The organism is Plectonema radiosum NIES-515, from assembly GCF_025753815.1.
In the GTDB taxonomy this organism is placed as follows: domain Bacteria; phylum Cyanobacteriota; class Cyanobacteriia; order Cyanobacteriales; family Nostocaceae; genus Hassallia; species Hassallia radiosum_A.
This window is the reverse complement of record NZ_JAOWRF010000156.1, coordinates 1-19,766: the sequence shown is the minus strand read 5'-3', so window position 1 is coordinate 19,766 and position 19,766 is coordinate 1. Positions and strand designations below refer to the sequence as shown.

General features: G+C 41.8%; 22 protein-coding genes. 11 read left to right on the top strand and 11 right to left on the bottom strand.

Annotation, left to right across the window (positions count from 1 at the left end):
- The first annotated feature begins 59 nt into the window (after positions 1–59).
- Genes OGM63_RS10615 through OGM63_RS10605 form a run of 3 tightly spaced genes read left to right on the top strand, consistent with a single transcriptional unit; the run spans position 60 to position 818 of the window.
- Positions 60–236: a hypothetical protein gene (locus OGM63_RS10615; protein WP_263745496.1), complete on the top strand. Its 177-nt coding sequence runs from the start codon at positions 60–62 to the stop codon at positions 234–236.
- Entirely contained in the window at positions 202–582 is a 381-nt protein-coding gene (locus OGM63_RS10610; protein ID WP_263745495.1) for a type II toxin-antitoxin system HicB family antitoxin, read from the top strand. The genes OGM63_RS10615 and OGM63_RS10610 overlap by 35 nt, the downstream gene beginning before the upstream one ends.
- 32 nt (positions 583–614) lie before the next feature.
- The gene (locus OGM63_RS10605; protein ID WP_263745494.1) at positions 615–818 is read left to right on the top strand and encodes a hypothetical protein; all 204 of its coding nucleotides are present in this window, start codon (positions 615–617) and stop codon (positions 816–818) included.
- 137 nt (positions 819–955) lie between these two features.
- On the opposite strand, the gene OGM63_RS10600 is transcribed toward OGM63_RS10605, so the two are convergent.
- The 3 genes from OGM63_RS10600 to OGM63_RS10590 all read right to left on the bottom strand — a co-directional run bounded on the left by OGM63_RS10600 (position 956) and on the right by OGM63_RS10590 (position 4,795).
- Complete coding sequence (locus tag OGM63_RS10600) at positions 956–2,245, bottom strand: hypothetical protein (protein WP_263745493.1); 1,290 nt, start codon at positions 2,243–2,245, stop codon at positions 956–958.
- A 33-nt stretch (positions 2,246–2,278) separates the two neighbouring features.
- Positions 2,279–2,911 (bottom strand): hypothetical protein, encoded by a 633-nt coding sequence (locus OGM63_RS10595; RefSeq protein ID WP_263745492.1) that lies wholly within the window; start codon positions 2,909–2,911, stop codon positions 2,279–2,281.
- Positions 2,912–3,529: 618 nt separating this feature from the next.
- Complete coding sequence (locus OGM63_RS10590; protein WP_263745491.1) at positions 3,530–4,795, bottom strand: hypothetical protein; 1,266 nt, start codon at positions 4,793–4,795, stop codon at positions 3,530–3,532.
- Between the two features lie 588 nt (positions 4,796–5,383).
- Here OGM63_RS10590 and OGM63_RS10585 point away from each other — a divergent pair.
- Positions 5,384–6,004, top strand: a complete 621-nt coding sequence (locus OGM63_RS10585; RefSeq protein ID WP_263745490.1) for a CP12 domain-containing protein — start codon at positions 5,384–5,386, stop codon at positions 6,002–6,004.
- 94 nt (positions 6,005–6,098) lie between these two features.
- Here the strand turns inward: OGM63_RS10585 and OGM63_RS10580 are convergent, their stop codons facing one another.
- The 5 genes from OGM63_RS10580 to OGM63_RS10560 form a co-directional block, all read right to left on the bottom strand.
- Positions 6,099–7,280 carry an LptF/LptG family permease gene (locus tag OGM63_RS10580; RefSeq protein ID WP_263745488.1) on the bottom strand — a complete coding sequence of 394 codons (1,182 nt, stop codon included), beginning with the start codon at positions 7,278–7,280 and terminating at the stop codon, positions 6,099–6,101.
- Between the two features lie 62 nt (positions 7,281–7,342).
- Positions 7,343–8,071, bottom strand: a complete 729-nt coding sequence (lptB, locus tag OGM63_RS10575) for an LPS export ABC transporter ATP-binding protein (protein WP_263745487.1) — start codon at positions 8,069–8,071, stop codon at positions 7,343–7,345.
- Positions 8,072–8,102: 31 nt separating this feature from the next.
- Positions 8,103–8,600 carry an LptA/OstA family protein gene (locus tag OGM63_RS10570; protein ID WP_263745486.1) on the bottom strand — a complete coding sequence of 166 codons (498 nt, stop codon included), beginning with the start codon at positions 8,598–8,600 and terminating at the stop codon, positions 8,103–8,105.
- A gap of 358 nt (positions 8,601–8,958) precedes the next feature.
- Entirely contained in the window at positions 8,959–9,360 is a 402-nt protein-coding gene (locus OGM63_RS10565; RefSeq protein ID WP_263745485.1) for a DUF309 domain-containing protein, read from the bottom strand.
- The gene (locus OGM63_RS10560; RefSeq protein ID WP_263745484.1) at positions 9,357–9,722 is read right to left on the bottom strand and encodes a ferredoxin thioredoxin reductase catalytic beta subunit; all 366 of its coding nucleotides are present in this window, start codon (positions 9,720–9,722) and stop codon (positions 9,357–9,359) included. The genes OGM63_RS10565 and OGM63_RS10560 overlap by 4 nt, the downstream gene beginning before the upstream one ends.
- 520 nt (positions 9,723–10,242) lie before the next feature.
- On the opposite strand from OGM63_RS10560, the gene OGM63_RS10555 reads away from it, so the two are divergent.
- Positions 10,243–10,917 (top strand): ComF family protein, encoded by a 675-nt coding sequence (locus OGM63_RS10555; RefSeq protein WP_263745483.1) that lies wholly within the window; start codon positions 10,243–10,245, stop codon positions 10,915–10,917.
- An 81-nt stretch (positions 10,918–10,998) separates the two neighbouring features.
- Entirely contained in the window at positions 10,999–11,457 is a 459-nt protein-coding gene (locus tag OGM63_RS10550) for a PPC domain-containing protein (protein ID WP_263745482.1), read from the top strand.
- A 286-nt stretch (positions 11,458–11,743) separates the two neighbouring features.
- Here the strand turns inward: OGM63_RS10550 and cobS are convergent, their stop codons facing one another.
- Positions 11,744–12,526, bottom strand: coding sequence for an adenosylcobinamide-GDP ribazoletransferase (gene cobS / locus OGM63_RS10545; RefSeq protein ID WP_263745481.1), 783 nt, complete (start codon positions 12,524–12,526; stop codon positions 11,744–11,746).
- Positions 12,527–12,951: 425 nt separating this feature from the next.
- Here cobS and OGM63_RS10540 point away from each other — a divergent pair, with 425 nt between their 5' ends.
- From OGM63_RS10540 to psbM, 5 genes are all read left to right on the top strand, one after another.
- Positions 12,952–13,404 (top strand): hypothetical protein, encoded by a 453-nt coding sequence (locus OGM63_RS10540; RefSeq protein WP_263745480.1) that lies wholly within the window; start codon positions 12,952–12,954, stop codon positions 13,402–13,404.
- 82 nt (positions 13,405–13,486) lie between these two features.
- A complete protein-coding gene (gene tgt, locus OGM63_RS10535; RefSeq protein WP_263745479.1) occupies positions 13,487–14,605 on the top strand; it encodes a tRNA guanosine(34) transglycosylase Tgt in 1,119 nt (372 codons plus the stop codon).
- A gap of 159 nt (positions 14,606–14,764) precedes the next feature.
- Positions 14,765–14,902: a photosystem II reaction center protein K gene (locus OGM63_RS10530; protein WP_010995059.1), complete on the top strand. Its 138-nt coding sequence runs from the start codon at positions 14,765–14,767 to the stop codon at positions 14,900–14,902.
- 198 nt (positions 14,903–15,100) lie between these two features.
- Complete coding sequence (locus OGM63_RS10525; protein WP_263745476.1) at positions 15,101–15,397, top strand: 2Fe-2S iron-sulfur cluster-binding protein; 297 nt, start codon at positions 15,101–15,103, stop codon at positions 15,395–15,397.
- A 115-nt stretch (positions 15,398–15,512) separates the two neighbouring features.
- Positions 15,513–15,629: a photosystem II reaction center protein PsbM gene (psbM, locus tag OGM63_RS10520; RefSeq protein WP_263745475.1), complete on the top strand. Its 117-nt coding sequence runs from the start codon at positions 15,513–15,515 to the stop codon at positions 15,627–15,629.
- Positions 15,630–15,685: 56 nt separating this feature from the next.
- Here the strand turns inward: psbM and OGM63_RS10515 are convergent, their stop codons facing one another.
- The gene (locus tag OGM63_RS10515) at positions 15,686–16,537 is read right to left on the bottom strand and encodes a universal stress protein (RefSeq protein ID WP_263745474.1); all 852 of its coding nucleotides are present in this window, start codon (positions 16,535–16,537) and stop codon (positions 15,686–15,688) included.
- Positions 16,538–17,132: 595 nt separating this feature from the next.
- Positions 17,133–19,235, bottom strand: coding sequence for a M3 family metallopeptidase (locus OGM63_RS10510; protein ID WP_263745473.1), 2,103 nt, complete (start codon positions 19,233–19,235; stop codon positions 17,133–17,135).
- Positions 19,236–19,766: the final 531 nt, after the last annotated feature.

The window sequence follows — 19,766 nt, the reverse complement described above, 5'->3', positions numbered from 1 at the left end:
ACTACCCTTGAAGACTGTTTCCGATTTATCGGAAATACATCTTCAAGGGTGTTTCGTTTTTGACTCGCAATTCATCCCATCACCAACACTCCGTGTATGGTGTGGGGCTTCTTGCTGTACAAGCTAAAAAAGGCGGACAAAAAGTTAAACGAGTTTATGTCCAGCAAATTATTAAGCTATTAAATTTAGAAGAGTGGAGTAATGAAGACACTGAACCAGAAGAACAAGCAGATTGAAAAGCCGTCCTTAGAATATTATTTGAATCTTCAGTATCCAGTAACACTGTACCCCGATCCAGAAGGGGGATATGTCGCTCAAATTAAAGATTTGCCAGGATGTCTCACCCAAGGTGAAACCTTAGAAGAGACAATAGCGAATATAAATGAAGCGCGGGAATTGTGGATTTCGACGGCTTACGAAGCTGACGACGATATTCCTAACCCGTGTAATGATGATAGCTATAGTGGTAAGCTACTAGTAAGGATGCCGAAATCTTTGCATCGTCGTTTGGCTGAAACTGCTGAAAATGAAAGTGTAAGTCTTAATCAGTATATTGTGTCTTTATTGAGCGCAGCGGTGTAAGTGATGTTGAGAGATGGCGATCGCACTAACTAGTGCAATCCGGCAGAGGGCAGGAGGCAGGAGTTAAGAAAGCTTATACAGTAAGCTTTCTTAACCTTTTTCAACTGGATAGTTATTTCAGCCACGACTTACTTAGCTGCGCCCAAAGTCAAGTTACCTATGATTTAGCACGGTTGCTACAACCGTTGAAGTGTTCCCAGTTTGCCCAAGCGATAATTAAGCACCCATACGATTGAAGAAGGGGCTTAATCGTAACTTATCCAATACAAGAAGCGATCGCCCCAAATTATCCTAATTATTTTTAGTCCGCGTAGGCGGACTTCGTACGCGCAACGCCGCGACTTCCAGTACAATGATTAAAGCGATCGCACCCTCATCGCCCAGCAACTCTGTAAGAATATCGCCTCTGGTTGTTTTTCACCAAGCAAAGCACAATAGTCAAAAGCAGAAGAGCATTTAATACTGATGGCTCTGGTACTTTCTTAACTTCCCCTCCTCCGATTATCGGGTTAGGACAAGAACTATTGACACCCTGATTACTCCCAACACCATTGCCACCAGACATAGTAGGGCATACGGTAGGGCTAGGGCTAGGGGGAAGAGGAGTGACACCAGTTTCTCCACCGCTGGAAATAAGAGTGCCTCTTGAACCGGAATTATCTCCACTATCTCCATTCAACAATAGAAATAAAAGCAGTCCAGCCAGAGGAATTCCGATTAACCAAGTAGGGAACTGATTACCAGAACCACCTGGAATCAAGGCATATCCTTCTCCCTCATTAGGAATATCAAAGCTTATGGCTTCTGGCTCCAAGGTGACTACAGGACCACCTAAAAAGGCATTTCCTTCTAAACCTTGCCCATATAGCGAATCAAATTCATTCGGAATTCCCACGTTCGGACGTCCGAATTCTCCTCCTTCAGGTGAGAAGGGAACCGAAAGTATGTGTAGAATGCTGTCTTTGAGTGAATTCTCATTTCCTGCATTCAACGCTTCCAACCCTCTAGAGAAGTTACCCAAATAATACTGTGTCACCTCTTTTGGCAAACCCAAAGATTGAATCTGCTGGTCAAGATTGGGAATTTTTGAGACTTCTTCTAAAAGCAGACGCCCGTAAGAGTATTTTAAGTCCAGCAATCCACTGCGGAGACTGAGTGAGTTATTGTCTCCAGATAATGGTGACCAGTAGAAGTTCTTGGTTATCAGTCCCAGATTTTCTACCGGAGTTCGAGCAACCTGTTGCCCCAGAACATACTGATAGCCATCCACAATGTTTTTGGCATCATTTTGCCAAAAAGACGAATATGGAATTTCTCTTAGACGGGGATTGTTACCGTAGAAGTTGGAGAAATTACGGAAATTTTGCTCTCCACCGGCTGCACGCATCAGCAGGTCGGAGTAACTAGTTTTGTTATTTTGTTCAACTAATTGTTGGAGTACCGATCCAGTCTTGTTGCAACTAGATCCAAATCCTGTAAGACACCCAGGAATGGCTCGTATTCGACTAAGACTCTCCCCCGAAAGTTGGTACTGGAGATAATTTTGCTCCAATCCTGGTTGAACACCATAGCGTCCTATATTCAATTGAGCCGAAGCCGGCTGAATAATTGCTATTACTGCCAAAAATGAAAACGCAATTCTATTTACAACTGACCTCAACATAATTAACCTCCACCAAATAAAATTGGACTTAACCTAACGGACTTGGCTAGAACCCAAGTTAGACGGCGAATTTATATTTATGGTGATCCCCGTACCTTTGAGTTCTCCCGCATTCAGCGGGTGATACATTACAAAACTACGGCTGGGTTGGTCAAACAGATAACCACGACGTGAAGCCTGTATTTGACCGGAGCGCACTAGGGATATAAATGTCTGTAAATACTTACGTATACTTTGACGGTTGTTCCGGGTTGTATTTGTATAGTTTTCAACAAGCGTCATGAAGAAATCTAAGCTGCGATCTTCTTGTCCTGAAATCAAACTCCCCTGGTCGAGAAAAGAACTTGCTACGAGCTTTCCATTTATCTGTTGAACCTTTAAGAGGGTGTAATAACGTCCTTCCTTTTTCGGGTCATTTACATAACAAACCCACGAACCATCACTACTTTGTGTAAAACCTTGCTGTGCCAGGTAGGAAATTGGAGAATTACCTGGCTCACTTGATGCAGGTAACAAACTCTCCACTGCATCAAAAGAGCAAATTTTCTGTGTTATTTTCTCTGGGTCAGCAGTCGGTATTGACTGTGAATAAGCAACATTAGATGCATAAACTACTGCATATATAGAGAAAGCCGCTACGCCGAAAAAGCGCACAAATGCATTCATTGAAAATCTCCGTTAGATAATCAGAAAAAACAGGGTCTAGCAATATATATGCTGGTTTTTACCAAAAAATGCGTATCACTAACGGGGAACATGTAACTTACCTTGATTTTTTCTAGCCGTAAAAATATTGAGTTTCAGCTTCTAAGACTAAGTTAATGTGAAATTCCGGTGCCATCTTCCCACGATGGGGAAAATGAATTAATCTTCACAAAGTTGTTATGGCTACTTTACAAATCGATTGTCATATTTAGTTGCATTAATTAAATATCAAATAAACTTTAAGAGGATGTTTTAAAACTCTATGAAACGTATAACTTCTAATTCTGAACCTAATGAAGTGCAGTGAATAATCCGGATTTTCTGTTAAATCGTGAGATGCTTCACTACGCTGGTGCTCGGTTCAATATAAGATTTTGTACTTTTCAAATATCCGAATTAGGCAGTATTAATACTGCTGCTTAATATTTGTTGTTTACATATTAATATATTAAACAAGGGGTGTAACCCCTGAACATCATACTAAAGAGTGATAAGTATCACTTACTTAAGAAATTACATCTGCTTGTGCCTAGACTACAAAAAAATACCTAGGGTGTGACTTGCAGTAGTTAAGTATTCTTAAGGATAGGTGTAACCATTAATGTTAACTCCACCATACTGTCCTGCTGACAGGGGAGGAACTGTAAGATTAGACTGAGGCGATTGAGTTTGCGGCAAGCTGGGATTTAGATTGCCATTGCCATATCCTACTTGATTACTCCACTGGACAGCACCTTGATTCGGAGCCTGGGGAGAGTATGGTGCAATATTATTCGGTGCAGTATAAGTTACCGGCGATCCCGTTGATGTTGGTGTGACTACGCTCGGCAATGGCTGAACATTTAAATTACCGTAGTAATTTTGCGGCTGATTCGTGACTATGGGCTTTTGGTAAGTTGTCCCCAGCTCACTACCAGAGTTGGTGTAGTAATTTTGCGGTTGATTCGTGACTATGGGGTTTTGGTAACTTGTCACCGACTGAGTATCAGGGAAATTGGTATAGTAATTTTGCGGTTGATTGGTGACTGTTGGCTTTTGGGAACCCGTTGTCGAGATGGGATCGTTCGGGTTTGTATTCAACTGAGTGTTTGCAGAGAAACCCTGATTTGATAAATCGTTGCTGGGTAGCGATCGCCCAATAGTATTTGCAAAGTTAGAAGTCGTATTATTTAAACTTGACGGCTTCTGTGTCGAAGAGTTGATTGCTGTTTGTAAAGCACTGATTGGGGCAGGATTTTGATTATTGTTAATTTGATTAGGCAATCCAATCCCTAAGTTTGAGGAACTTCCTGGTATACCTGGTTGATATGACGATGTATCTGAGGACTTGACACCAAATAACTGGCTACCAGTATTAGCAGTCCCGGCTTGCAATAAACTTTCTGCTTGTGCCACAAAAGGATTTGTCTGCTTTGAAGCAGGTACATTACCAACTATCCCTACAGGATTTGACTTAGCATTTTTAGCCGCTTCCTCCTGTTTGCTAATTAAATCGTCTAATAAGTTTTTGCTCTTATTATCTTGACTTTTTTCCTTTCGCGTGCTGGGCGCTACTAGCAAATTTGATTGTTGAGCGTCATTAATCAGCACTGGTAAATTATCAATATCAGCTGCGATCGCTCTATCTTCATCTGAAAGAGATGAGTCAGGAGGCTTTGGTGTAGCAGCTTGCTTGTTATTTTGCAAAAACGTTAAAAAATCTGGGTTTGCCCAATATTCTCGAATTCCCAGCCCTAACACAGATAAAAATATAGCTGTTCCCCAAAAAGCCGGTCTACTGAAATTCCATAACCTGGCTCTGAGGTAACGTAAGTAAGCGGGGGGATAACGACGGTGAGGTGACATAGGGACTCGAATCCTTGAATTTACATTGACTGCAAAAAGCGCAAAACTTTCCACAAATTCAAAACCGAGCTTTCAAGAGTGCATTCAGACTAAGGCGTAGCAATTTTCATCAGTGAAAATATAATTTTTCAGATGAGAAATCAAGTCTGAACTTAAGGAAATTTCTCACTTAAAGTTGCATTGTAATATAATCCTAACCTTTCCACACTCCCACCGTCATTAATAATCCAGATGTATTCCTGAGAAACTTTACTTTTTTTTTCACCTTGTCAAATTCTTTCGCTCTTAGGTTCTACTCCTATCCCGCTCGAAGAATACCTAAACTTTTTTAACGAACCGCCAAAACGCCTTCGCTACGAGAGGCACAAAGGCTACGCGCAGCGTCTTTGACAGGAGAAGAACCCCAAGAAAGAAAAGAGAGCAAAGCGATACAAAAGTCAAGCCATTTCTCCTTGTTTTACGCCTTGGTTACTTTGGATATCATCTAGAGTTGAAAGCTGCTCTAACTTTATTGTTGTGGGCGGGCAAAAGAGAGTTCAGCAAAGAGCGATCCTACCGTACCATCCTATTTAACGGGAGGCTATAGCAATGATGAAAGCTGAAGATATCATGACCAAGGACGTAGTTACCATTCGCGGTTCGGCGACTGTGGCCGAAGCTGTGGAACTGTTGAAGAAAAAAGGGCTACGGGCACTGGTTGTGGATCGCCGCCATGAAAATGATGCCTATGGTATTTTGACTGAGACAGATATTGTCTACAAGATAACAGCTTACGGCAAAGATCCCAAAGCAGTGAGGGTTTACGAAATTATGAGCAAGCCTTGCATTGTTGTCAATCCCGATTTGGGCGTGGAATTTGTAGCGCGGTTGTTTGCCAATACTGGTATTCGCAGAGCACCAGTGATTCAAGGCAAGCTGTTGGGCATTATCTCAATTACTGACATCTTGACAAAAAGCGACTTTGTAGATTCTCCCAAAGGACTTGTGCTGGAGGATAGAATTCAAAAAGCGATTGAAGATGCTCGTGCTATTTGTACAGTCAAAGGTGCTTATTCTAAAGCTTGTGCTGCCGCTTGGGATGAAGTAGAAGAACTCCAAGCGGAAGCTGCTCATCAAAAAGCTGAAAGCATGGTATCAGCTAAAACCTCTTTTGAGGAATACTGTAGAGAAAACCCCGATGCTCCGGAATGTCGGAACTACACTCCTTAGAGTTGATCACATTATTTACAATGTAGAGACGTTCCGGACCGAACGTCTCTACGACGGTAGATAAGATAACGCATCATTATTTTGTGTTGTAATATCATCGTCGGGCAGCTCGCATCAATAAGAATATACCTGTGCCTAAACCAAGAAAATCCGGCAACCAAGCTGCCATAAAGGGAGAGACAACATTTGCCTCTCCTAGGGCACTAGTAATAAAACCAAATAAGTAGTAAGAAAAAATAACTATGACACTAATACCAAAACTAGTTCCTCGCCCGGTGCGCTGTGGGATGGTTCCCATCGCAGCACCTACTAAGCCAAAAACTACACATACAAAGGGCAAGGCAATTTTTTGTTGAATCCGAATTTTCAGTTTGCGAATTTTTTTATCATCACCGCCGAGGCGTTCTAGCTCGAGTTGTTCTAGCGCTTGGGCGATATTCATCTGGTCGTAATCTTTGGTTTTTTCTGCTAGTTGAAATGCTGTGCGAGGCAGTTGTAATTGTTGCTGTTCAAAGCGCACAATATTGCGATAAGAACTATCAGGAGCTACTAAATAAATCGTACCTTTATATATATTCCAGGTGTTTTCCGATGGATTCCATTCGCCGGAATCGGCAACGACAATTTGACTTAAACCTTGCTGGGCTTTTTGGTCGGAACGATCTATGATTGTCAAACCTTTGAAGCGCTTGCCATCAAATTGATCGGCGTAATATAAGCGGATGAGAATTTTTTGCTTTTTACCATCGGGTTGCTTTACATCTCGCTTTTCTGCATAGAGGAAGTTATCTTGCTTGGCAATAGGTGGCTTGTCCGATTTTAGTGCTTTTTCTAAGGTAACGGCTGCTTGGTAACTTGCTGCTGGTGCAATTTCCTCGTTGAAGACAAATGTTAATCCTGTTACCAGCAAACTTAAAAACACCGCAGTTAATACCATGCGATAAACACTTACGCCACATCCTCGCAGAGCAATCAATTCGCTTTCGCTAGAAAGACGACTGTAAGTCATCAAAGTAGCTAGCAGCGTAGACATGGGGAAGGCTAAAACAATGAACTTTGGCAGGGTTAATAAAAAAACTTGGAGTGCAATTTCTACTGGTAGCCCGGATTCTACTATTTTTCTCACCAGTTCAAATACAGCATCAATTGTGACACCAATTGATGAGAATGCTCCGACACCAAACAAAAATGGCGGTATTAATTCGCTGGTGAGGTAGCGATCCATGATGGAAAAAGGCAGGAGGGAATTTAGGGTATAAAAAGGCTTGTATTTCATGATTAGTCAGTATTTATTAGTCATTAGTCATTAGTTGTTACTCAAAGACAAATGACACATGACTAGACTTGGAAGTTATCGCCTAAGTAATATTGCCGAACTAGCGGGTTATTATAAAGTTCTTCATCTGTACCGGACGCGAGAATTTGCCCCTCGCGCATGATATAAGCACGGTCTGTGATAGCGAGAGTTTCGCGGACATTGTGATCTGTGATGAGGATACCCATGTTGCGATCGCGCAATCTGGCGACAATATGCTGAATTTCGGAAACGGCGATCGGATCAACTCCGGCAAATGGTTCATCTAAAAGCAAAAATTTTGGACCGGAACGCCCAGCTGCCAAAGCTCTCGCTAATTCTGTCCGGCGTCGCTCACCCCCAGAAAGTTGAATTCCTTTACTGTTAGCTACTTTTTCCAAACGCAATTCCCGCAGTAAATTTTGTACTCTCCCTGACCATTCTAATCGTGGTACATTCGTTTGCTCTAGTACTAAAAGAATGTTATCCCGCACACTCAAAGCGCGAAAAATACTCGGTTCTTGCGCTAAATAGCCAACACCCATTCGCGCCCTTTTGTGCATTGGCATCTCAGTAATATTCTGGCTATCTAACCAAACGTTTCCTTGATCGGGTTTTTCTAAACCTGTGGCAATGTAAAATGTGGTTGTCTTACCAGCTCCATTCGGACCGAGTAAACCGACGATTTCTCCTTGGGCAACAGAAATGTTAACGCGATTGACAATAACTCGCTTGCCGTAAGATTTGTGAACGTTTTCTAAAACAATTTTCACAGTTGATCTACCCTAAATGAAGCGATTATTTCTAATTGGAACGCTTGAAAGGCGGTGTTTTTGGTGGGGGTGCAGCAGATGGTGCGTTGACGTTGGAGTCGTTCACCAAATAGATTGATTCTACCTGGCGATTGTTTTGCGGTAATGCGACAAATCGTCCTTCGTCAATTAGATATGTAACTTTCTCTGCTCTGATGCTATTAGCACCCTGTTGCAAAATATAAACGTTGCCACTGAAATCGATGCGGCGTTCTTTGCTAAAATATTGAGCTTGGGCAGCTGTGGCTTGAATTTGCCGAGCCGGATAAACCATTTGCACATTACCACGCGCTGTTACTACTTGCGTTTTGGCATCGTATTCTTGGGTATCAGATTTAATTTGCAGTGGGCGTCCTTGTTGTCCAGAAGTTTGTGCTGTAGCGCTTTGCAACTGGATGGGAAAGGCTATAGTTCCCACCAGAGCAACTGGTAACATTAAGGCTAATCCAAAGCGACGTATGTGTAATTTAGGCAATTGATACCAGGGCATAATAGTAATTTAAGATTTAAGATTTTGATTTTTACTTTAATTATCTTAAGTGTTTTATTGTATTAAGCACTTTAGTGCTTAATATTAAGCACTGAAGTGCTTACTACGAAACAATAAGTAACGCAGTTTTAGTCGTGTTTCGGATAAAATACACAATCTAAACTAATTGTGGATTAGGCACTGGTTAATACTCTTGACGCTTTCTAAAACTTTATTGTTTCGTCACTACACATATTTTGTTGCGAAGCTTTACTAAAAGCTTATAGGGGAGAGGGGGACAGGGGGAGAAAGAATTGTCTCCTTGCCTTCAAGGAGTTCCCTTGTCTCCTTGTCTCCTTGTCTCCTTGTCCAAGCGTCCCTAGCCTTTTGATTCGTTAACTAGTAAAATCTTGGGCAAGGTGAAGGCATCATCTTCACCGAAATTACCAGCAGTAATCTTTTCGGCTCCGGCTTTTTGTAGTGCGCTCAACAATGCCGCACTCTGATATAATAATTCGTCAACATCAATACCGCTGTATGTTGATGGGTAACGTCGCAGGCGATTGCTTCCTTCTCCTAATAAAATTACTGCCCCTGTCCAGTTCCGATTACTCAGATGATATAAGGCTACGGCAATTTGTAAAACGCCTTGATAAAAGCTTTTCTCTGGCTCTGATGCTTCGATCCATAGAGCCTCTAATGTATCGTGACAGGCGTAGAACTGTCCTGAATTGAACTGCTCTACGCCTTGCCAAAAGTCGCTGGGGATACTTTCCATCAACCCATGCTGTCTCGAACTTCTTTGATTGTTTCTAAAGAAATTTCCTGCATTTCACCTGCAAACTCGTTGTCTGAGGTAAGAAACAGCATACAATGGCATTCTTTGCGTTCTCGCATGGGTACACAAGGACAGTTCCAAAATGTCGCGCTTACCTCAGCTGCTTTGTCTTCGTAGTGACGACAAGGACACAAAGGTGCCCCAAAGTCGTCTTTATGCTTGGCAAGTCCTTCAATTACAACTGCGGTTACAGAGGGTTCAGCACAAAAGTAAGTTCCAGTACGCTTGGCGTATTGTTCGGAAAAATGGCGCATTGCCTCTAAATTTTTATCACTGGATTTTGTGTTAACTTCTGGTCTGATCATAAGAAGGAGCGTCTCATAATTTAAATATTTCTTTGCATTGTACCTCAGCCTCAGTGAGCTATTACTGGGGGGATTTCCCCATTTTCAGGTTTTTAAGTTTGGTTAAGTTTCCCAATAGGCTATGTTTGAGGCAGCTGCTGGGTTTGGCAAAATCTGCAATATTATCCAAGCTTAACTATTACTAACAGCCAACATTCCGCACCCGTGCATTGTCACACTACGAATTTTGGACGTTTGAAGATTTTGAAGCAAGGCGATCGCGTTGCCCTCAATGAATTCATGTTTGTATAGAATGTAGCTTTTATTGTGGATAAAAACCGATTGTGAGATTATGGGGTAGGGTTTTGGTTGACGCACATTTAATTTTCACTTCTTTGTGTCTATTGCCAAGGATTGCAAATTATATATCCCGATGTTTGGAGTTCGCTACCTGAGGGGGTTTGTTGTCAGAGAATAAGCCACTATTAGCGAAATGCAAATCGCGACATATAATTTGCAAACGTATATTCTAACTTTGAAAATGCTAACCTGGACTAAAAATCTCAAAGGCTTACTCAACCTCTTTCTTCAATCCAATTGTCCTCTGTGTCAGCGCCAAACATCTCAAGAATTTTGTCAATACTGTGTCAAACAGTTACATAGCTGTTACTTACCTAACCCTCATAGCCGTTGGCAAGAATCAATACCAGTATTTGCTTGGGGTATGTATAACGGTTCTTTAAAAAGAGCGATCGCCGCCATGAAATACGAAAATCAACCCCAAATTGCCCGCCCTTTAGGACAATGGTTAGGCGAAGCATGGTTAAATTCGCTCTCTACAGACCGACGCTTAATAGTTGTTCCCATTCCACTTCACCCTAATAAGCAAAAAAAACGCGGTTACAACCAAGCCGCGCTCATAGCAGAAAGCTTTTGCCAAACAACCGGGTTAAAATTGAACCAAAATGGTTTGGCAAGAGTACGAGAAACTGAAGCACAATTTGGTTTATCTGCATCAGGACGAGAAAAAAACTTAGCAGAAGCTTTTGCTTTAGGGAAAGAATTTAATCGGTGTCGCCCAGATGTCCCAGTATTGTTAATTGACGACATTTATACTACTGGTGCTACTGCTAAATCTGCGGTGTCAGTACTTCATGAATATGGAGTTGCCGTAGAGGGATTAGCAGCGGTTGCTACTGCTGTAAAAGAAAGATAAACAAAGAATATCTAGGCAAGCTATGCTTGAAAAATCTATAATTGACCGGATTATACTGTTTTTGTGGGAACACTGCTGGGAATGATAAGTAAAGCTTTCGGGGCAAGTTTGAGGCAAGTAATAATTGTTCCTGCTACATTGCTGGCAATTGGTATGAGTACAACAGCAGCTTTTGCTCAAAATAAATTGTATACTCCTATACCTTTACCTAGTAGTGCGGAAATTTCTGATACGCTTTCAGATAAAGACATTCCTACCGGTCAAGGCGGGTTTGCCCGTGATTACCTTGTTAAACTGACCAAGGGTGATAATCTCGCGGTTGATTTGTCATCTGACAGCTTTGATGCCATAATCACGCTGCTAGGACCTGATGGAGCGACAGTAGCAGAAAATGATGACGGTCCCGATGGTAGCAGTAATTCCCTGCTGTTTACCCGCATTATTGAAACAGGAAATTACATCATTCGTGTCAGGTCTTTTGGAGAAACTGGAATTGGTGCCTATAAACTTAAAGTGACAAAGTTGCAACCAGTTAAATAAAGTTAGGAGTTAGGAGTTAAAAGTTAGGAGTTAGGAAAAGCGAAGTTAAAATTTATGAATTATGAGTTATTGAGTTATGCTCCTAACTCCTCATTCGTAACTCCTCATTCGTAACTCCTCATTCGTAACTCCTCATTCGTAACTCCTCATTCCTAACTCCGCTCCTCCTACTCGGTTCTCCTAACTCCTCATTCGTAACTCCTCATTCGTAACTCCTCATTCGTAACTCCTCATTCGTAACTCCTCATTCGTAACTCCTCATTCGTAACTCCTCATTCGTAACTCCTCATTCGTAACTTTCTAAAGCGGTCAGTAGACAGAGAAATAAGGCTTCAGTCCACTCAACGACTGCACCGTATGTGTCTCCTGTATGTCCACCTAATTTGTGATTGAACCAAGCACCAGTCACAAAAGCGATCGCACTTCCTACTAGTGTCATCTCTAAGGCAAAAAATAGGCGTTTGTCGATTAATATTTCTAAACCACTCAAACAACTCACCAGCAATAATCCTGGTAAGCAATCTTTATAAGAACGAATTGCTTCTTGATGAAATGCGCCTTTACCAGTTAATTTGAGGTAAGGATATTGAGCGATCGCCAAAATTTGACCCCAACGTCCCCACCCACAAGCAGCCATCAAAACTAGCCAGCGATTTTGATGGATATCTGTCAATGCGCTTGTTTTTAATAATAGCAAGGCGATCGCTGCCATTGCCCCAAACGCACCTGTAGCACTATCTGTCATCACCTCCAATCGTCGTTCTTTGTCACCTACCGCTAACCCATCAGCAGTATCCATTACCCCATCTAAATGCAGTCCTCCCGTAATTGCAATCCAAACACTAACTACTAACGCGCTACGAGTTAATATTGGCACACCCAGATAATTCATCCCAGTATCAAATAGCCCCAAAATTCCCCCAATCATCAGCCCAATCGCCGGCGCAAAGCGTGCCACCTGCGAAAAGTCTAACTTGTCCAAATATGGCAGAGGTATTGCAGTATAAAATATGACTGAAGCGGCTATTTGTGCCAAACTTTTTTTCCACCATTGCTCTTCATTAGTCATATTTATTACCTTAGTTCTTGGTCATTAGTCATTAGCATTTTTACAGATGACAAATGACAAAAAATAAAGGACAAATTAATAATGGCGCTGAAAATTCCGGCACTGGGAGCAGCATCAAATTTTAAAGCTTTAAATAAGATTAACTGGCAGGCAGGACTTCTCCCGGAAAATTTTGTTATCCTTATCTCAGTTCTTAACTAAAAATGCGTAGTATAAAAATAAACCTAAGTTTTTTTTGAGAAGTAGCAATTTCATCACTCACAGTTCCGTTGTACCGATTTTTAACTAATAACTTATCTCAAATTATTAGTTATTCACCCCACAAAGAAGTTGATAATTATCTAAATGTAGGGTTTAGCTCCATCTGTTCAATTGACTGTTTAGCTGTGTTGTACTTCACCTTCGCGCACTCAAGCTATTTAATTATGAGCCACCATCTACCCGACACCAAGATACCAGCTCCGTGCATCATTAACACGGGCGTAATTGTAAATAAGCTCGATATACGACGATTGTTGACGGATTTAGGTCGCGTTCACTACATTTACACCCAAGATGGCAAATTGCAGAGCGAGGGTGACGGGGATGTAATGGAAGTGTTTGCGAATCCGCAACGCTCTACGCTAGTAGCTAATCATGCTCTTTATTTAAATGTTTATAGCTTCGATTATTTGGAATTAAAACAGTCTCCCCAGCAGCAAAGCTTTTTTGATTTGGTGCAAGAAGGAACCCGTTTGCGACTTATTCCTTTGTCTACCCCTTTACAAGAACGACGCGATCGCAACTTGAATGTCAGCACCATTGAAGCCATGATGGAGCAGGTACTATCAGCTAGGTGGGATGCAGAAATTGACGATGACTGTTCTGATTCGTTTTAAACTTAATAGTTAAGAGTCAAGACTTAAATCCTCTCCCCCTCCCCCCCTCTCCCCCTCTCCCCATCACCCCATCTATTTTATTTTGAGTTCTACATTCTCTTTTCAATGCCTTGCTTGCTGTAGCCAGACAAAAGCGCGTGCTGGGGTGTTTTTCACGCCTCATGGTATCGTTGAAACTCCACGGTTTATGCCAGTGGGAACCCTCGCAAATGTCAAAACCCTGACACCTGCCCAATTAAAGGAAACTGGGGCGCAAATGGTGTTATCAAATACTTATCATCTCCACCTGCAACCGGGTGAAGGAATTGTGGCTGGGGGTGGGGGATTGCATAAGTTTATGGGCTGGAATGGTCCAATGCTGACAGATTCTGGTGGGTTTCAAGTTTTCAGCTTGAGCGAAATGCGAAAAATCACTGAAGATGGTGTAGTATTTCGTTCACCCCACGATGGTCAGATTATTAACTTAACACCAGAGCGCTCAATCGAGATTCAGAATATTCTGGGGGCAGATGTGATTATGGCGTTTGATGAATGTCCCCCTTATCCAGCTACTCGTCAAGAGGTGGAAGCAGCCACAGCACGTACTTACCGCTGGTTACAACGTTGTATTGTGGCGCATCAACGCAGCGATCAGGCGTTGTTTGGTATTGTACAGGGAGGGGTGTATTTAGATTTGCGTTCTCAGGCTGCTGTGGCTTTGGCTGAGTTAGATTTGCCCGGATATGCCATTGGTGGTGTGAGTGTGGGAGAACCACCAGAATTAATTGCGAATATTGTCCAAGCGACAGCACCACTTTTGCCACCAGATAAGCCGCGTTATTTGATGGGTGTAGGTACTTATCGAGAGATGGCGATCGCTATCGCTTCTGGTATAGATTTATTTGATTGCGTCATTCCCACTCGCTGGGCAAGACATGGTACAGCTATTGTACTGGGCGATCGCTGGAATTTGAAAAATGCTAAATTTCGTGAAGATTTTACGCCATTAGATGAAACTTGTGCTTGTTACACTTGCCAAAACTTCAGCCGTGCGTACATATCTCATTTAGTGCGATCGCAAGAAATTTTGGCTTACACTTTGTTGAGTATTCACAACATCACCGAACTGATACGTTTTACCCAAAAGATCAGAGAGGCTATTTTAGGCGATCGCTTCACTACAGAATTTGCTCACTGGCTTACTCCTGGGAAAATGGGGTGATGGGGGGACTCCTTGGGAGACTCCTTGGGGGACAATTTTTTTCTATTCCCTATTCCCTATTCCCAATACCCATTGACTAACAATTAACAACTTAACCAATGCGTGTTAAGATACTTCTCAATTATGAAAGCTGTGTTGGATAGGTGGATTTAAAGGAACATGGAAGCTGCACTATTATTAGCAAAACTGCCGGAAGCTTATCAAATTTTCGACCCATTGGTAGATGTTCTACCAATTATTCCCGTTTTCTTTTTGTTGCTAGCTTTCGTTTGGCAAGCAGCGGTAGGTTTTAGGTAAGCTAAATATAAATATTTGGCTTTGGTGGTAACGCCACAATTGAGTTAAATTTTACGGGACAGGCAACATACCTGTCTTATTTTTTGGGTCATATTCTTTGATAAAATTTATAGTTCTTATTATTTCGTAATATTTCATCTAATAAGTGAGATACTGAATCAAGCAAAATCAATACTCAGCTTTGAAAGTTATTAAACAATGGGTAATATCAAATTTGTCAAAGAAAATAAAGAAGTAATAGCAGCAGATGGTGCTAACCTGCGGCTTAAAGCCATGCAAAACAACATTGACATCTATAAATTTATCGGCAAGATGACGAATTGTGGTGGTGGTGGTAATTGCGGCACCTGTATTGTTGAGATAGTCGAAGGAATGGAAAATCTTTCCCAGCGCACAGATACAGAAAAACGGATATTGAAGAAAAAGCCGGAAAATTACCGTTTAGCTTGTCAAACAGTGGTTAATGGTGCAGTCAGCGTAGTCACAAAGCCTTAAGATTTCGGTTCATCGGACGTAACTAATGAACGTAAGTAAAAATTTGGGCTGACTCGGACGTGTATAATGCTATCCTAAAGTTGTTGACCGGAAATTAAAGAGAGGCTATCTTGCTATGCAAGTTAATGAGTTAGGGTTCGTTGCGAGCATTTTGTTCGTACTAGTTCCCACTGTGTTTTTACTCATTCTTTACATCCAAACTGCCAGCCGCGAAGGTGGAAAAGATAATTAATTTCGGTATAAAATAAAGAACCCCTGCACTTGTTGTGTGGGGGTTTCTATTTATAGTTAAGCTTCGGTTCTGGCTAGCAATACTGGACAAGTCGCATTAACGCGAACGTAATCAGATAAAGAAGAACCTATTAGTCTGTCTATATCTACAAAACTCTTGGCAATTGAAGGACGGCGATCGGGCGAACCGAGCAATAATAAGTCTATGTTCAATTCTTCTGCCAAACGACAAATTTCTTCACCGGGTTTGCCGCTGCTAGTGTAACAACGAACTGGTACACTATATCTTTGCGCTTCTGCAACTGCCATTGCTAAAACTGGATTTTTTTCGGAACTAACTTCGGTTATTTCCGATAATTTGCCGCGTAAATCTGTATCAACATTAGCAAGAATTAACTGCCCACCAGGAATACCTTGCAATAAGAATATCGCCAATTTTAAGCAGTGTTTTGCAGCATCAGATTTATCCATTGCCACCATAATGCGCCTAATATTTTTGACATAAATGTCATCTTTTACCAGCAACATCGGGCGAGAAGATAACTGAAAAACGTACTGGCTAACAGAGTTTGATAAAATAGATTGCAGTCGCTTAAGTCCGCGTGAACCCATAATTATCAAATCAGCATCGATTTCATCGGCGACTTGACAAACTACATTTTTGGGATCTCCTTGGCGCAAAATTGAAGAAATCTGGCTAGGATCTAAGTTTAAAGTTTGAATCGCATTAGCTAATATTCTACCACCTTCTTCCCACTTAGCTGTCATTGCTTCACTGGTGGTTTTGCCAGATACAACGTGCAAAACTGTAACTTTTGCCTTTTGGATGGATGGCAATTGTGTTAAAGTTTTTAACATTTCTTCCGCGTGCCCCAGTCCAGAGACAGCTAGCAAAATTTTTTCGATCATGTTACGTTCTGTTGTTAAGTTTGCTATGGTTTTCACCGCTTTGCTCAACAACCTAGTAAGTAAATCGGTACAAATAAACTTTTGTCATTGGGTTTTAAATATATGACAAATCTAGACAAGTTACATTTATTTGCACCCCGTTACTTAAATTATCAACTAGGCTCCTAAGGATTAAGCATACTTCCAATTTTGCACTTTTAAGTTAACTATTTATGATTATTTTTATTAGTTTTAATTTATGTTAATTATTCTTAATTAAAAAATCGGTAAGTATTGCAAAGAAGTAGAATAAATAATGAATAATATTTTATCCGTTGAATTAATAAAAAGATCGTAACCCTTGTACAGATGTTGCACCGTAACGTCTCTACAATAGGTGTGATTTGCCGGATATGATCTGAATTAGTGTTTTATGATTAACAAATATTTAGCAGCCGCTCAATGTTAATGAAGACGTTGATATTAATTTATGTTGCGTTTTGTTTGCCTTCAGGCTAAAGTGCCTGAAGACCAGGTGCGACAACGGTCGTGTTTCTTTGCAACGCACTGACGAGGCTTGACAAACAGAGCTTACCGATCTAGGGCAATTAGAAAATTAAGCAGCCGCTAAAGCATTATGCTTAAGTAAAGCTGCTGTACTAGGTTCGCGTCCCCGGAAGGATTTAAATACCTCCATCGGATGTTTGCTACCACCAAGCGCTAACACTGTATCGCGGTAGCGTTTGCCAGTAGCTTTGATAACTTGCTCATCTTCGATGCCAGCTTCTTCAAAAGCGGCAAAAGCGTCAGCACTCAAGACTTCCGCCCACTTATAGCTGTAATAACCAGCTGCATATCCACCCGCGAAGATGTGCCCAAAAGCGCATAAAAATGCGTCTTCGGGGAGTGGTAGTAAAACGGTTGTGGTTTTGGCTAGGCGATCGCGTACATGTTTGGCAGTTTCATTCCCACCTGGACGATAGCGGTAGTGTAATTCCAAATCCAACATGCTAAAGTGCAGTTGTCTGAGCATACCACTACCACTCATGTAATTCTTTGCTGCCAACAGCTTTTGATAATAATGCTCTGGTAGCATCTCACCAGTTTCGTAATGCTTTGCCATCCCAAACAAAGTTGGTCTTTCATAACACCAGTTTTCCATAAACTGGCTAGGTAATTCCACTGCATCCCATTCGACATTATTAATGCCTGCGGCGCTGCTGTAATCTACCTTCGTGAGCATGTGGTGCAAGCCATGACCGAACTCGTGAAACAAAGTTTCGACTTCATTAAAAGTCATCAAACTCGGCTTGCCATCTACAGGGGGAGTTTGATTGCATACCAAATAGGCTACAGGTAAACGTGTATGAGTCACCCCCTGAGCTTTGATTTTACCACGATTGATGCAAGTATCCATCCAAGCACCGCCGCGCTTTTCTGCGGGACGGCTGTAAGCATCTAAATAGAAGTAAGCGATCGGATTACCCGTTTCATCCGCAATTTGGAAATAACGTACATCTTCATGCCATACTGGAGCTTGTCCATCGGCGATCGTCACCGTCACAGCAAACAGCCGTTTTGCCAACCCAAATAAACCATCTAACACTTGGGGAAGCGGAAAGTAAGGACGTAACTCTTCAGCGGTGAAAGCGAATTTTTCTTCTCGTTGACGTTCAGCCCAAAAGCTGATATCCCAATGTTTCAAATCATTTCCTTCTGCTGCACCCTTTTTTGCTGCAAAAGCTTTGAGTTCTTCTAAATCTTTAACAGCAGCATCGTAACTTGCACGACGTAATTCTTCTAAAAGCGCTTCTGCTGCTTCAACATTCGGAGCCATCTTACTTGCTAAACTCAACTCAGCGAAAGTTTTAAAGCCGAGTAAATTTGCTAGTTCTTGACGTAACTCCAAAGTGCGCTCAATTAACGGGTTGTTATCCAACTTCCCAGAAGAGGCACGAGTGATAAAAGCTTTGTAAAGCTGTTCTCGCAAATCGCGGCGGGTGCTATGCTGCATAAAAGGACTATAACTAGGAACGTCCAAAGTGATCCGCCAAGGTCCGTTTTCGGGTGTGGCGTTTTCTGCACCTTCAGAGCGTGCAGCTTGTGCGGCAAGACTCAGTAAACTGGGTGGTAAGCCGTCAATTTCTGCAATAGTAGTCAAAGTTAAACTAAAGGCTTTGGTAGCATCGAGTATATGGTTAGAAAACTTGGTGGAAAGTTCCGCTAACTCCATCTGAATAGCGTTGTAACGCTCTTTGGCTTCACCTTGCAAACCGACACCCGAAAGTTCTGCATCTCGAATTGCGGCTTCAATGATGCGTTGTTGAGCAGAATCTAAAGTTGCCCAGGTATCACTTTGTCGTAGTGTTTTAAAAGCATTATAGATAACTTGGCTTTGACCGAGCTTGTTGACAAACTGCACGACATCTGGCTGAACAGCTTCATAAGCTTCGCGCAATTCTGGGCTATTTTTCACCCCCATTAAATGGTTGACTATGCCCCAACTCCAATTTAAGCGTTCTGTTAAATATTCTAAAGGTTCTACTAAACCGCTCCAATTTGTTTCTATCTTAGTTTCTAAGCTGGCAAGGGAAGTGTCTAGTTCTGCCAGCAGTTGCTTGAAGGCTGGGACAACTTGTTCTGGGGAAATGTCAAAAAAAGGAGGTAAGCCGTAGCCTTTGAGTAAGGGATTTTGAGAAATAGTAATGTTTACACTCATGGTTTTGTGTGAGTCGTGAGTAAATAACAGCGATTTTTATCTATATCTTCTAATGTAGCGATCGCCGTTTAATTTGAGTGCAGCATTGCTGCGTCAAGCAGCGACACTAACCCAAGGATGCTGTCATCACCAACACCATTTCACCCTCATGTGTGATACAAATCATTCTCTTTTCCCCTGGAAATTGAATATTGGACTTAGAAAACATCAGCTCGGTACTTAACACGGGGGTTTTTTGTTGTTGGATGAGCGATCTTGTGCCCTTCAGAAGCGCTTGGAGTTGAAGAGGCTAAGTACACAAATCTTCAAGCGATCGCACCCGAATCCTACCGTAATTAATATATAAACAACTTGACATGGGAAACTTAAATCAATTAAGCTCACGCCGACTTCAAAATCCAACATTAGCTTGTACAGCAAGAAGCCCCACACCATACACGGAGTGTTGGTGATGGGATGAATTGCGAGTCAAAAACGAAACACCCTTGAAGATGTATTTCCGATAAATCGGAAACAGTCTTCAAGGGTAGT